Source organism: Pseudomonas sp. B26(2017) (assembly GCF_002113045.1).
Lineage (GTDB): Bacteria > Pseudomonadota > Gammaproteobacteria > Pseudomonadales > Pseudomonadaceae > Aquipseudomonas.
Genome location: NZ_NEJJ01000005.1, coordinates 29,216 through 43,005 on the forward strand (window position 1 = coordinate 29,216; position 13,790 = coordinate 43,005).

General features: G+C 60.5%; 10 protein-coding genes. 8 read left to right on the forward strand and 2 right to left on the reverse strand.

Features of this window, described 5'->3' with window-relative positions; all coding sequences use genetic code 11:
- The first annotated feature begins 290 nt into the window (after nucleotides 1-290).
- The 7 genes from panB (at nucleotide 291) to CAF79_RS08855 (ending at nucleotide 10,618) form a co-directional block, all read left to right on the forward strand.
- The gene (gene panB / locus CAF79_RS08825; protein WP_085697500.1) at nucleotides 291-1,091 is read left to right on the forward strand and encodes a 3-methyl-2-oxobutanoate hydroxymethyltransferase; all 801 of its coding nucleotides are present in this window, start codon (nucleotides 291-293) and stop codon (nucleotides 1,089-1,091) included.
- Nucleotides 1,088-1,948: a pantoate--beta-alanine ligase gene (panC, locus tag CAF79_RS08830; RefSeq protein WP_007959604.1), complete on the forward strand. Its 861-nt coding sequence runs from the start codon at nucleotides 1,088-1,090 to the stop codon at nucleotides 1,946-1,948. Before panB ends, panC begins: the two co-directional genes overlap by 4 nt.
- A gap of 358 nt (nucleotides 1,949-2,306) precedes the next feature.
- Nucleotides 2,307-3,971: a glucose-6-phosphate isomerase gene (pgi, locus tag CAF79_RS08835; protein ID WP_085612637.1), complete on the forward strand. Its 1,665-nt coding sequence runs from the start codon at nucleotides 2,307-2,309 to the stop codon at nucleotides 3,969-3,971.
- 191 nt (nucleotides 3,972-4,162) lie between these two features.
- Nucleotides 4,163-6,100, forward strand: a complete 1,938-nt coding sequence (gene acs, locus CAF79_RS08840; protein WP_085697501.1) for an acetate--CoA ligase — start codon at nucleotides 4,163-4,165, stop codon at nucleotides 6,098-6,100.
- A 144-nt stretch (nucleotides 6,101-6,244) separates the two neighbouring features.
- Nucleotides 6,245-7,261 carry a class I SAM-dependent rRNA methyltransferase gene (locus CAF79_RS08845; RefSeq protein ID WP_085697502.1) on the forward strand — a complete coding sequence of 339 codons (1,017 nt, stop codon included), beginning with the start codon at nucleotides 6,245-6,247 and terminating at the stop codon, nucleotides 7,259-7,261.
- Between the two features lie 109 nt (nucleotides 7,262-7,370).
- Entirely contained in the window at nucleotides 7,371-10,322 is a 2,952-nt protein-coding gene (locus tag CAF79_RS08850) for a DUF748 domain-containing protein (protein ID WP_085697503.1), read from the forward strand.
- Nucleotides 10,322-10,618 carry a DUF2845 domain-containing protein gene (locus CAF79_RS08855; RefSeq protein WP_085697504.1) on the forward strand — a complete coding sequence of 99 codons (297 nt, stop codon included), beginning with the start codon at nucleotides 10,322-10,324 and terminating at the stop codon, nucleotides 10,616-10,618. The genes CAF79_RS08850 and CAF79_RS08855 overlap by 1 nt, the downstream gene beginning before the upstream one ends.
- 165 nt (nucleotides 10,619-10,783) lie before the next feature.
- Here CAF79_RS08855 and CAF79_RS08860 read toward each other — a convergent pair whose 3' ends face one another.
- Both CAF79_RS08860 and CAF79_RS08865 read right to left on the reverse strand, forming a co-directional pair.
- A complete protein-coding gene (locus CAF79_RS08860; protein WP_085697505.1) occupies nucleotides 10,784-11,140 on the reverse strand; it encodes a BON domain-containing protein in 357 nt (118 codons plus the stop codon).
- 298 nt (nucleotides 11,141-11,438) lie between these two features.
- Complete coding sequence (locus tag CAF79_RS08865; protein WP_085697506.1) at nucleotides 11,439-11,861, reverse strand: pilin; 423 nt, start codon at nucleotides 11,859-11,861, stop codon at nucleotides 11,439-11,441.
- 226 nt (nucleotides 11,862-12,087) lie between these two features.
- Between CAF79_RS08865 and pilB the strand changes: the two genes are divergently transcribed.
- Nucleotides 12,088-13,788, forward strand: coding sequence for a type IV-A pilus assembly ATPase PilB (gene pilB, locus CAF79_RS08870; RefSeq protein ID WP_085697507.1), 1,701 nt, complete (start codon nucleotides 12,088-12,090; stop codon nucleotides 13,786-13,788).
- The last annotated feature ends 2 nt before the right edge of the window (nucleotides 13,789-13,790 follow it).

The window sequence follows — 13,790 nt, forward strand, 5'->3', positions numbered from 1 at the left end:
TCGTTCCCACAAGTGTTTTTGTAGGACAAAAAAGCGCGAATCTCCCGGCCCGGCCCGCTGAATCGCATCAGTAACGCAGGTAACACTCCCCTCGTAACAATGCGGTAACACACGCAATTGACTTCCTGAGGCCTCATCACGACTATAGGCGTCCCGCTGCCGCCAACCCGGCATACAAGGGCGCAATCCAGGCCTTATAAGCACGACAAAAGAGCGTGCGCCTGAATAGATGACGAATCACGCGCGTTACTCGCAGTAGTTTCCAGAGCGCCTGAACGAGGATTTCTTACATGCCAGCCATCACCCTGACCACGCTCCAGAGCCTCAAGCAGAAAGGTGAAAAGATCACCATGCTGACCTGCTATGACGCGACCTTCGCCCACGCCTGCAACGAGGCCGGTGTCGAAGTGCTGCTGGTGGGCGACTCCCTCGGCATGGTCCTGCAGGGTCATGACAGCACCCTGCCGGTGACCACCGCAGAAATGGCCTACCACGTTGCCAGCGTCAAACGCGGCAACTCTGATGCACTGATCCTGGCGGACCTGCCGTTCATGGCCAACGCCACCCTCGAGCAAACCATGGCCAACAGCGCTCTGCTGATGCAGGCCGGCGCGCACATGGTCAAGGTCGAAGGCGCCTTGTGGCTGGCGGATTCGATCCGCCTGCTGGCCGAGCGCGGTGTGCCGGTCTGCGCCCACATGGGTCTGACCCCGCAAGCCGTGAACATTCTTGGTGGCTATAAAGTGCAAGGTCGCAACGAAAACCAAGCACGCCAGATGCGCGCCGACGCGATCTCCCTGGAGCAGGCCGGTGCAGCCATGCTGTTGCTCGAATGCGTGCCGAGCGAACTGGCGGCTGAAATCAGCCAGGCGGTGAAGATTCCGGTGATCGGCATTGGTGCCGGCAACGCCACCGACGGTCAGGTGCTGGTACTGCACGACATGCTCGGCCTGTCGATCAGCGGCCGTGTGCCGAAGTTCGTGAAGAACTTCATGCAGGGTCAGGACAGCATCCAGTCCGCGCTGAAGGCTTACGTCAGTGAAGTCAAAGCCACCACTTTCCCCGGAATCGAACACGGATTCTCTGCATGAACACCGTCAAAACCGTACGTGAACTGCGCGCCGCCGTAGCGCGCGCCCGCAGCGAAGGCAAACGCATCGGCTTCGTGCCGACCATGGGCAACCTGCACAGCGGCCATATTGCCCTGATCACCAAGGCCACCCAGCGCGTGGACTTCGTGGTCGCAAGCATTTTCGTCAACCCGCTGCAGTTCGGTGCCGGCGAAGACCTCGACAAGTACCCGCGCACCCTGGCGGCGGATCAGGAAAAACTGCTGGAAGCCGGATGCGATCTGCTGTTCGCCCCGACCGTCGAAGAGATGTACCCCGACGGCATGGCCGGTCAGACCCGAGTCAGCGTGCCGCAACTTTCCGAAGGCCTTTGCGGCGCCAGCCGTCCGGGGCACTTCGAAGGCGTGGCGACGGTGGTCAGCAAGCTGTTCAACATGGTCCAGCCGGACCTGGCGATCTTCGGCCAGAAAGACTTCCAGCAACTGGCGGTAATCCGCGCACTCGTGCATGACCTGAACATGCCGATCCAGATCATCGGCGAGCCGACCGTACGCGCCGCCGACGGCCTGGCGCTGTCCTCGCGCAACGGCTTCCTCAGTGAAGAGCAACGCGCCGTGGCGCCGGTGGTCTATCGCACCCTGAGCAGCATTGCCGAGTCTATCAAGCAGGGTGAACGCGACTTCCCTGCCCTGATTCAGGCGCAACGCCAGCAACTGGAAGCCGCCGGCCTGCGTCCGGATTACCTGGAAATCCGCCACGCCCTGACCCTGCGTCCGGCCACGGCGGAAGATCGTGATCTGGTGATTCTGGTTGCAGCATTCCTCGGCACCACCCGGTTGATCGACAACCTGCACCTGAACCTCGATACCCCCGCCTGAACACTGCAACAGCAGCATGTGGGAGCGCGCCTGTTCGCTCCCACATTCGTGCCAACTCCCCTTCCTGATCGCATTGCTGAGCACCTGACCATCGGGCAAACTGCCCGCCGGTCCACTGCGCGCGAACGCAGGAACTTGCTCGCATGACTTGCCGTCCGTCGGCCCCCGTCTGTTATCAATGTTAAAAAAGTACCGAAAACAGGTCAGACAAAGCCAAGACAGATCGCGGCGCTGGGTTTACTGTATTCGCCCTGCGCCAAAGTAATCGTGTCGACGCAGTTGCCCCCTCGCCCAAACCTGGCGGGGAGGTCTTTTCAGTGTTCAAAAGGCCGTTCAAGTAAAAAGGAAAACCGCAGCGATGGCGTACTACCGCACTCCTCATGACGTTACCGCTCTGCCTGCCTGGCAAGCGTTGAAAGATCACCGCCAAGCCATGCAGGATTTCAGCATGCGCGAAGCCTTCAACGCCGATCCGCAGCGCTTCAATCAGTTCACTCTCAGCAGCTGCGGACTGTTTCTCGACTATTCGAAGAATCTGATCAACGCCGAGACCCGCAACCTGCTGGTGGGTCTGGCCAATGAAGTCGATCTCAAGGGCGCGATCAAGGCGCTGTTCGACGGCGAAATCGTCAATTCCTCCGAAGGCCGCCCGGCGCTGCACACCGCCCTGCGTCGCCCGGTCGGCGACAAGCTGTCGGTCAACGGCGTCAACGTGATGCCTGAAGTACACAAGGTGCTGAACCAGATCACCGATCTGGTGGGCCGCATCCACGACGGTCTGTGGCGTGGTTACACCGAGAAGCCGATCACTGACGTTGTGAATATCGGCATCGGTGGCTCGTTCCTCGGCCCCGAGCTGGTCTCCGAAGCCCTGCTGTCCTACGCCCAGAAAGGCGTGCGTTGCCACTATCTGGCGAACATCGACGGCAGCGAGTTCCACGAGCTGACGCAGAAACTGCGCGCCGAGACCACGCTGTTCATCGTGTCGTCGAAGTCGTTCAACACCCTCGAAACCCTGAAAAACGCCCAGGCCGCCCGTGCCTGGTACCTGGCCCAGGGTGGTTCGGAAGCCGAGCTGTATCGCCACTTCATCGCCGTATCGAGCAACAACGCGGCAGCCGTGGCCTTCGGTATCCGCGAAGAAAACATCTTCCCGATGTGGGACTGGGTCGGCGGTCGTTACTCGCTGTGGTCGGCCATCGGTCTGCCAATTGCGCTGGCCATCGGCATGTCCAACTTCAAGGAACTGCTGTCCGGTGCGTACACCATGGACCAGCATTTCCAGAGCGCGCCGTTCGAACAGAACATGCCGGTGCTGCTGGCCCTGCTCGGCGTGTGGTACGGCAACTTCTGGGGCGCGCAAAGCCACGCGATCCTGCCGTACGACCACTACCTGCGTAACATCACCAAGCACTTGCAACAGCTGGACATGGAATCCAACGGCAAGAGCGTGCGTCAGGACGGCACCGCCGTGTCGACCGACACTGGCCCGGTGATCTGGGGTGGCGTCGGCTGCAACGGTCAGCACGCTTACCACCAGTTGCTGCACCAGGGCACCCAACTGATTCCGGCCGACTTCATCGTGCCGATCGTCAGCTTCAACCCGGTCTCCGACCACCATCAGTGGCTGTACGCCAACTGCCTGTCGCAGAGCCAGGCACTGATGCTCGGCAAGACCCTGCCGGAAGCCGAAGCGGAACTGCGCGACAAGGGCATGAGCGAAGACCAGGTGCAGAAACTCGCGCCGCACAAGGTGATCCCGGGCAACCGTCCGAGCAACACCCTGGTGGTCGAGCGCATCAGCCCGCGTCGTCTCGGCGCACTGGTGGCGATGTACGAACACAAAGTCTTCGTGCAAAGCGTGGTCTGGGGCATCAACGCCTTCGACCAGTGGGGCGTGGAGCTGGGCAAGGAACTGGGCAAAGGCGTCTACAACCGCCTGGTCGGCAGCGAGGAAACCGCCGCCGAAGATGCATCCACCCAAGGCCTGATCAACTACTTCCGCGGCCGTCACCGCGGCTGATTTGATCGCTCTGCAGTCACCCTGTGGGAGCGAGCTTGCTCGCGATTGCGGTTATTCACTCAACATCCACGTTGACTGACATTCCGCCTTCGCGAGCAAGCTCGTTCCCACAGTCGTTTGTGGATGACTTGAACCTGTTGGACTCTCGGCGCATCTTTATCCTTGTCGCACAACAAGAATAAGGAACCGTCATGTTCGATATCAGCACGTTCCCCAAAGCCGATGCCGTCCGCCGGGCTGCACAGTTGAGTCAGGACGACTACCAGCGCCTGTACCGCGAATCCATTGAACACCCCGGCACCTTCTGGGCCGAACAGGCCACCCGCTTCCTCGACTGGAGCACACCGTGGCAGACCGTCCAGCGCTATGACCTGAAGACCGGTGAAGCCGCCTGGTTTGCCGGCGGCAAGCTGAACGTCAGCTACAACTGCATCGACCGCCATCTGGAAACGCGCGGCGATCAGACCGCCATCCTCTGGGAAGGCGACGACCCTGCCGAATCGACGCAAATCACCTACAGCAAACTCCATCACCACGTCTGCCGCCTGGCCAACGTGCTGAAAAGCCGTGGCGTGAAGAAAGGCGACCGAGTGTGCATCTACATGCCGATGATCCCCGAAGCGGCCTACGCCATGCTCGCCTGCGCGCGGATCGGCGCGATTCATTCGGTGGTGTTTGGTGGTTTCTCCCCGGACTCCCTGCGCGACCGTATTCTCGATGCCGACTGCCGCACCGTGATCACCGCCGACGAAGGCGTGCGCGGTGGCAAGTTCGTGCCGCTGAAACAGAACGTCGACAAGGCCCTGCAGAGCTGCCCGAATGTCAGCACCGTCGTGGTGGTCGAGCGCACTCAGAACAAAGTTGACTGGGTCGAAGGCCGCGACCTCTGGTATCACCAGGCCGTGCGTGATGTCAGCGACGATTGCCCGCCGGAACCGATGGACGCCGAAGACCCGCTGTTCATCCTCTACACCTCCGGCAGCACCGGCAAACCCAAGGGCGTGCTCCACACCACCGGCGGTTACCTGTTGCAAGCGGCGATGACCTTCAAGTACGTGCTCGACTACCGCGACGGCGAAGTGTTCTGGTGCACCGCCGACGTCGGCTGGGTCACCGGCCACAGTTACATCGTCTACGGCCCGCTGGCCAACGGCGCAACCACGCTGATCTTCGAAGGCGTACCGAGTTACCCGAGCACTTCGCGATTCTGGCAGGTGATCGACAAACACAAGGTCAACATCTTCTACACCGCGCCGACAGCATTGCGGGCGTTGATGCGTGAAGGCGCCGGCCCCTTGCAGGAAACGTCACGCGAAAGCCTCAGATTGCTCGGCAGCGTCGGTGAGCCGATCAACCCGGAAGCGTGGGAATGGTATTTCAACGTGGTCGGCGAACAGCGCTGCCCGATCGTCGATACGTGGTGGCAGACCGAAACCGGCGGCATCATGCTCAGCCCGCTGGTCAGCGCCCAGCGAATCAAACCGGGCTGCGCCACCCAACCGATGTTCGGCGTGCAACCGGTGCTGCTCGATGAACACGGCAAGGAAATCAAGGGCGCCGGCAGCGGCGTATTGGCGATCAAGTCGAGCTGGCCGGCGCAGATCCGCAGCGTCTACGGCGATCCGCAGCGCATGGTCGACACCTACTTCAAGCCCTACCCCGGTTACTACTTCACCGGCGACGGCGCCCGCCGCGACGAGGATGGCGATTACTGGATCACCGGGCGCATCGATGACGTAATCAACGTTTCCGGCCATCGCATCGGCACCGCCGAGGTGGAAAGTGCGCTGGTGCTGCACGACAGCATCGCCGAGGCCGCCGTGGTCGGTTATCCCCACGACGTCAAAGGCCAGGGGATCTACGCGTTCGTTACACCGATGAACGGCACCGAGCCCACCGATGAACTGAAGAAAGAACTGCTGGCCCACGTCAGCAAGGAAATCGGCAGCTTCGCCAAACCGGACCTGATCCAGTGGGCCCCGGCCCTGCCGAAGACCCGCTCGGGCAAAATCATGCGGCGGATCCTGCGCAAGATCGCCTGCAACGAACTCGACAGCCTCGGCGACACCTCGACGCTGGCGGATCCGAGCGTGGTGCAGGGCTTGATCGATAAACGCTTGAACCGGTAACGGCGCAAAAGCATCGCGAGCAAGCTTGCTCCCACCAGGACTTTTGATCGTCTGCGGGAGCGAGTCTGCTCGCGATGGCTACCCTCGACTGCCTGCCAAACTGCTAAACTCCCGCGCCCCGATTCCCTCCAGCAAGGCGCCCGCATGTCTTCCTTGAACCTGGCGCTGCGCGCCGCACTCGATCAACGCCAGGATCTGCTCGCCGAGCTGCACCGCCAGGGCACCGACTGCTATCGGCTGTTCCACGGCAGCCAGGAAGGCGCCGGCGGCCTGACCATCGATCGCTACGGCCCGCAACTGATGGTGCAAAGTTTCCACCAGACGCTGGCGCGCGAAGACCTGCTGCAACTGCACGCCATGGTCAACCAGACCCTGGGACTGGAAACGCTGCTGGTCTACAACGACCGCTCCCGTGGCAACTCGCGGATCGACCGTGAAGACAGCGTCTACCGCGCCGAAGACGCGGCGCTGGTCGATCTGGTCGGCCACGAATGGGGCCTGAACTATCGTGTGCGCGGACGCCATGCCGGGCAGGATCCGCTGCTGTTCCTCGACCTGCGCAACACCCGCGGCTGGGTCAAGGATCACGCCAAGGGCAAAAGCGTGCTCAACCTGTTCGCCTACACCTGCGGCGTCGGTCTCAGCGCAGCGGCCGGCGGTGCGCGCGAGGTCTGCAACCTGGATTTCGCCGAGGGCAATCTGGCGGTCGGCCGCGAGAACGGTCAGCTCAACCCGCACCTGCCGACCATGGAATTCATCCAGTCCGACTACTTCCCGGCGATCCGCCAACTGGCCGGCCTGTCGATCAGCCAGCGTCGCGGGCAGAAACTGCCGAGCTATCAACGCCTGGAACAGCGCCAGTACGATCTGGTGCTCCTCGACCCGCCCGCGTGGGCCAAGAGTGCGTTCGGCACCGTCGACCTGCTGCGTGATTATCAAAGCCTGCTCAAGCCCGCCCTGCTGACCACCGCCGAGCATGGCGTGCTGATCTGCTGCAACAATCTGGCGAAAGTCAGCATGGACGACTGGCGCGAACAAGTGCTGCGCTGCGCTGAAAAAACCGGGCGGCCGGTGCGTGAATGGAGCGTGATGACCCCGGGCCGGGACTTCCCGTCGATGGATCAGCAGCCACCGCTGAAGACCCTGATTCTTCAGCTCTGATTGCTGCGAAGGAAATTTCCCACGGAAAAATCTGAACAATCCTGAGCATGGGCATTTGCTTCGGAACCGGAATCGCGTGCCATACTCCAAGGCACTCCGATTCAGACAGATGAAGCCGCACATGCCCAAAGGATTGATTCGCGCGATTGGCGCCCTGTTGACTGCTCTGGCCCTCTACAGCCTGCTGGGGTTCCTGATTTTGCCGGGCATTGCGCTCAGGGTGGTGAATCAGCAACTGGCCAACTACGCCACGGTGCCCGCGCATCTGCAGCGCATCGAGCTCAACCCGTTCAGTCTTGAGCTCACGCTATGGGGCCTGGTGATCGGCGAGCCGGGCAAGGAACAGGTCGGATTCGAACGTCTGTACGCCAACCTGCAACTCGACAGCCTGTGGACCAAAGCCCTGCATCTGTCGGACATCGAACTGGAAAAATCCAAGACCGAGATCCTGTTCGCCAAGGACGGCCAGCTCAATCTGCTGGGCCTGTTCAAGCTCCCGGCCAGCGAACCCGCCCCGGCCGATCCGGACGCCAAACCATTTCCGCTGCGCATCGACCGGATCCAGTTGGCCGGTGGCAACCTGCATTTCGTGGATGCACGCCCCAGCGAGCCGATCGAATTTCTATACGACAAACTCGATTTCGAACTGAAAAACCTCAGCACCCTGCCCGAAGACAACGCCGACATGACCCTCGTCGCGATCGGACCGGCCGGTGGACAGATCGACTGGAAAGGCAACTTCAGCCTGGTTCCGATCGCCTCTGAAGGCACTCTCAAGATCACCGACGGCCAGATGAAAGCGTTCTGGCCTTACGTGCGCGACGCCGTGCCACTGGTGCTGGAAAACGGGGTGGTCAGCCTGAGCACCGATTACAAGCTCAACCTGTCCAAGGAAACCGAACTGCTGCTGAGCAACGTGGCGGTCAACATCGCGCCGTTCGCCATCAAGGCGCCGGACGGGCGTCAACTGGCGAAACTCGAGCGCCTCGACGTCAGCGACACCACCGTGGATCTGGCCAAACAGCAAGTGGTGGTCGGCAAGATCCGCAGTCAGAAACTGGAGACCTGGGCAGCGCTGGAAGCGGACGGACAGCTGGACTGGCAAAAACTGTTCGCCAGCCAGCCATCGAAACCCGCCGCCAAAGCTGCGGCAGAACCGAAAAGCGCTCCAGCGGCCGCCGACTCGCCGAAACCCGAGCCGACCGCGCCGAGCAAACCGTGGCAAGTGCTGCTCAAGGACGTGCAACTGCGTGACTATAAGGTGCATCTGGCCGATCGCTCGGCGAAGCCGGAAGTGACTCTGGATGTCACCCCGCTGAACGTCGATCTGCAGAATTTCGACAGCCTCAATGGCTCGCCCTTCAACCTCAGGCTCGACACCGGGCTGGGCAAGCAAGGCAAGATCAGCGCCGACGGCGTGGTCAATCTGGCCCCGGTCACCGCGCAGCTCAACGTGAAAACCCAGGACATCGACCTGCGGGTCGCGCAGTCCTACATCAACCCGTTCATTCGCCTCGAACTGCGCAGCGGCATGCTCGGCAGCGACCTGAAAGTGAACCTGAAAAGCACCGACCCGCTGGCCCTCAGCGTTACCGGTCGTGCTCAGGTCGATCAGTTGCACACCCTCGACACCCTGAAAACCCGCGACTTCCTCAAGTGGCAGCAAGTGGTGGTCGAAGGTCTCAACTATCAGCACGGCGACAGCCTGTCGATCGACAGGATCAACCTGTTCCAGCCGTACGCACGGTTCATGATCAACGATGACCGCACCACCAACATCGACGACCTGCTGATCCCGCAGCCAGCCGATTCCGGGGCGAAGACCGCTGCGGCGAAACCGGCGAGCAATGACAAACCTCTGGGCATTCACATTGGTGGCATCGCGATCAATGACGGCTCGGCCAACTTCGCCGACTTCAGCCTGACCCCGAACTTTGCCACCGCAATCCAGCAGCTCAACGGCCAGATCGGCACCATCGACAGCCGTCAGGCGAAACCGGCCAGCGTCGACGTCAAGGGCAAGGTCGACCGCTATGCGCCGGTAACCATCAAGGGCGCGGTCAATCCGTTCGACCCGATGGCCAGCCTCGACATCGCCACCAGTTTCAAACGCGTCGAACTGACCACCCTGACCCCCTACTCCGGCAAGTTCGCCGGCTACCGTATCCGCAAAGGCCGGCTCAACCTCGACCTGCATTACCTGATCACCAAAGGCCAGCTCAAGGCCGAGAACAAAGTGGTGGTCGAGCAACTGCAACTGGGTGAGAAGGTCGACAGCCCGGATGCCGTGAGCCTGCCGCTGAAACTGGCGATCGCGCTGCTCAAGGATGTCGACGGCAAGATTTCCATCGAGCTGCCGGTGACCGGCGACCTGAACAATCCGCAATTCAGCGTGATGCCGATTGTCTGGCAGACCCTGCGCAACCTGATCGTCAAAGCCGCCGCCGCACCGTTCAAGCTGATCGGTGGGCTGGTCAGCGGTGGCGGCTCGGAAGACCTCGGCACCGTGTCCTTCGCACCGGGTTCCAGTGACCTGAGCAAAGACGCCGAAGCGGCGCTGGTGAAACTGTCGCAAGCGCTGAAAGAGCGTCCGGCCCTGCGTCTGGAAATCGAAGGCACCGCTGCGAAAAGCAGTGACGGCCCGTTACTCGCCGAACAGCGTCTGGAACGTGAATACCAGTACAACTACTACAAGATGCTCCAGCGCCGTGGCGACAAGGTGCCGGCTCAGGCTTCGCTGATCCAGGTACCGGAGAACGAAAAAGGCCCGCTGCTCGAGGGCATCTACCGTACCCGTCTGAAAACCCAGCCACCGGCCGAATGGAAGGATCTTGGCAAGGAAGAACGCACGGCGAAAATGCGCGCCGACGTGATCAAGTTCTGGAGTTCCAGCGACGTGCTGTTGCGCCAGCTCGGTCAGGACCGGGCCAGCAGCATCAAGGATTACCTGGTGGACAAGGGCCAACTGGCCGACGACCGCGTGTACTTCATCGACGCCAATCTCGGCGAAGCGGAGAGCGACGGCCGCGTGGTGACACAAATGCATCTGGATGCCGAGTGATGAACGGCAAATGGTTGACGGCACTGGGGCTGGCGTTGATCGCCAGCCAGGCTGCGGCGTCCGATACCTTGCGCTGCGGCAGCCAGCTTGTAAGCCTCGGCGACCGCGCCAGCGAGGTGCTGCAAAAATGTGGAGAGCCGGTCAGTCGCGATCTGCTCGGCTACAAGCGCAGCGCCAACCGCCGGGAAGAGTTTCAGGTCGAGGAATGGACCTATGGCCCGAGCAACGGCATGTATCAGTACCTGCGCTTTGAAGGCAATCGCCTGAAACAGATCAACAGCAAACGCGGCAACTGACCTTCCACTTTTTCTGCCCCTGAAATAGAACAGGCCCCGACATGAATGCCGGGGCCTGTAATGGCCACAATCCGTGTGGCCGTTCGCATGAACTCTAAAGTGCGGCAGACGTATTGCTCGGCCCGCCTGTCGCGTCTTCTCCCGGTCCAGGCGAGAAGTCTTGCCTTACTCGGCTTTCAGGCCGTCAGCGGAGACCGCTTTAACGCCTTTGATTTTCTTGGCGATGGCAACGGCCATTTCTTTTTGCGAGTCGGTCACGGCAACCGTGGAGGACAGCGACACGACGCCTTTGTTGGTTTCAACTTTGATATCAGTGCCTGGAATACCTTTTTCGGTGACCAGATCCGCTTTTACTTTCGTCGTGATCCAGGTATCGGAAGTAGCTTCTTTCGCTTTGGTGACTTCACCGGCAGCCAGGGTCATCGGCGCCTGAGTGGTTTGAGTCGATTGAGCAAATGCACCGGAAGCCATGGTCAGGGTCAGCGCGGTAGCAGCAGCGGCAGTGATAGCGAACTTCTTCATACGAGTAACTCCTGTTTTTTCTGGAAAGTCTGCTGGTTGTCTTGTCAGCAGGGTTACTGGAGATATTGCGAACGCTGTGCCAACTTTGAAAATCCGAATAAATCCTTACAAATCAACAAGTTAAAAACAAAGAATTTTTTCGAAATCATGCAAATTGCATGACCGGTGAAATATCTGCATGCAAGTTGCGGCTTTTCAGAAAGTTCCTAACACCCTGAAATTATTGAAGCTTTTGCCGAATGGTCGAGGAAACGAAAATGCCCCGCAGAGCGGGGCATCGTTCGGACTACAAAGCGGATCAGGTGCCGCTCGCAGTGCAGCCTTTAGGTGAATAGTCCGGAGCGACGGTCGTTGCACATGACCAGCCGTTGGCAGCAGTACGGGTGAGCGTGATGGTTTTGCCAACTACGGGTGCCGGGGCATTGGCAAGTGTACAAACGATAGTGCCCGCTCCATCAGCAGCCGTCCCCGAGGCAGTCAGTGCACAGTTGGAGGTGGTAGTGCTTGCATCACCTTTGACTGCGGCCAGCGTGGGGTTCGTTCCTTGATTAATGATGTCTTCGAACGGCACTTTCATTGCCGAGATCTCGGCCAGCCCCGCCGTTACCTTCGACCGCGCCTGATATTTGGAGTACTGCGGCAAGGCAATCGTCGCCAGAATCCCGATGATCGCCACAACGATCAGCAGCTCGATCAGAGTGAAACCTTGTTGTTTCTTCATAGACACGCTCCATGCATGAGTCGGAATCTCATGATCTGAACAGGACTCAGCACAGCCCGTGCCAAGCGCTCGCAGCCCCCGCCCACGGGGCGCCATGCGGCTGACGTGCCGATTCCTACAACCCGAAACCGCACTATCTGACACTTTTTGTCACCTGCACCCCGCGTGTTTGGCGCTGTCACTTGACTAGGCTATAAGTCATGAACGGCAAGCACGTGGAAACCCCATGAATGACATCGCTCTGAGCGGTCTGGCCAAACAGCTGGTCAAGGCCGAATTGCTCACGGAAAAGAGTGCCCAGCAAGCCTGGCAACAGGCGCAGCGCAATCGGCTGTCGCTGGTCAGTTACCTGGTGCAGAACAAACTGGTGAAGAGCTGGCAGGTCGCCGAGATTGCCTCGGAGCATTTCGGCATGGCATTTCTCGACCTCAATTGCCTCGACAAGGAAACCCAGCCCAAGGGCCTGGTCAGTGAAAAACTGGTGCGCCAGCACCACGCCCTGCCCCTCTGGCGGCGCGGCAACAAACTGTTCGTGGGGATTTCCGACCCGAGCAATCATCAGGCGATCAATGACATTCAGTTCAGCACCGGGCTGAGCACCGAAGCCATTCTGGTCGAGGACGACAAGCTCACCGACGCTATCGAAAAGTTCTTCGACACCCACGCCACCGGCCTGGAGGAGATGGCCGATGTCGATCTCGACGGGCTGGACATCGAGTCGGTCGACGACAGCAAGCAGGACACGCTCGGCGGAATCGACGCGGACGATGCCCCGGTGGTGCGCTTCGTTCACAAGATGCTGCTCGATGCGATCAAGAGCGGCTCTTCCGACCTGCACTTCGAGCCTTACGAAAAGAACTACCGCGTGCGGGTGCGCACCGACGGCATTCTGCGGGAGGTGGCCAAGCCGCCGATTCAACTGGCCGGGCGCATTGCCGCACGCCTGAAAGTCATGGCCAGCCTGGACATTTCGGAACGGCGCAAACCCCAGGACGGGCGGATCAAGATGCGTCTGTCGAAGAGCAAATCGATCGATTTCCGGGTCAACACCCTGCCCACCCTCTGGGGCGAGAAAGTGGTGATGCGGATCCTCGACCCGTCCAGCGCCCAGATCGGCATCGATGCCCTCGGCTACGAGCCGGAGCAGAAAGACCTGTACATGGCCGCCCTCAAGCAGCCGCAAGGCATGATTCTGGTGACCGGCCCCACGGGTTCGGGCAAGACCGTTTCGCTGTACACCGGGCTGAATATCCTCAATACCGTCGACATCAACATCTCCACCGCTGAAGACCCGGTGGAGATCAACATGGAAGGCATCAACCAGGTCAACGTCAATCCACGTCAGGGGATGGACTTTGCCCAAGCCCTGCGCTCGTTCCTGCGCCAGGACCCGGACGTGATCATGGTCGGCGAGATCCGCGACCTCGAGACCGCCGAAATTGCGATCAAGGCTGCCCAGACCGGGCACCTCGTGTTGTCCACCCTGCACACCAACAGCGCGGCGGAAACGCTGACCCGCCTGCACAACATGGGCATTCCCGGCTTCAACATTGCAACGTCGGTGAGCCTGATCATTGCCCAGCGGCTGGCGCGAAAACTCTGCAGCCATTGCAAGAAACCCATCGAGATCCCCCGCGAGACACTGATCAAGGAAGGCTTCCCCGAGGAACGCGTCGGCCATTTCACGATCTATGAGCCCTCCGGTTGCGATCACTGCAACGGCGGGTACAAGGGTCGCGTGGGGATTTATGAAGTGGTGAAGAACACTCCCGAGCTGCAACGGCTGATCATGGCCGAAGGCAACTCACTGGAAATCGATACCCAGATGCGCCGGGACGGCTTCAACGACCTGCGCACCTCGGGCCTGATCAAGGCCATGCAAGGCATTACCAGCCTTGAAGAAATCAACCGGGTCACCAAGGACTGAAC

Bases quoted from the DNA above. Each gene is read 5' to 3' on its own strand.
- panB (WP_085697500.1), top strand. From the start codon at position 291: ATGCCAGCCATCACCCTGACCACGCTCCAGAGCCTCAAGCAGAAAGGT.
- panC (WP_007959604.1), top strand. From the start codon at position 1,088: ATGAACACCGTCAAAACCGTACGTGAACTGCGCGCCGCCGTAGCGCGC.
- pgi (WP_085612637.1), top strand. From the start codon at position 2,307: ATGGCGTACTACCGCACTCCTCATGACGTTACCGCTCTGCCTGCCTGG.
- acs (WP_085697501.1), top strand. From the start codon at position 4,163: ATGTTCGATATCAGCACGTTCCCCAAAGCCGATGCCGTCCGCCGGGCT.
- CAF79_RS08845 (WP_085697502.1), top strand. From the start codon at position 6,245: ATGTCTTCCTTGAACCTGGCGCTGCGCGCCGCACTCGATCAACGCCAG.
- CAF79_RS08850 (WP_085697503.1), top strand. From the start codon at position 7,371: ATGAAGCCGCACATGCCCAAAGGATTGATTCGCGCGATTGGCGCCCTG.
- CAF79_RS08855 (WP_085697504.1), top strand. From the start codon at position 10,322: ATGAACGGCAAATGGTTGACGGCACTGGGGCTGGCGTTGATCGCCAGC.
- CAF79_RS08860 (WP_085697505.1), bottom strand. From the start codon at position 11,140: ATGAAGAAGTTCGCTATCACTGCCGCTGCTGCTACCGCGCTGACCCTG.
- CAF79_RS08865 (WP_085697506.1), bottom strand. From the start codon at position 11,861: ATGAAGAAACAACAAGGTTTCACTCTGATCGAGCTGCTGATCGTTGTG.
- pilB (WP_085697507.1), top strand. From the start codon at position 12,088: ATGAATGACATCGCTCTGAGCGGTCTGGCCAAACAGCTGGTCAAGGCC.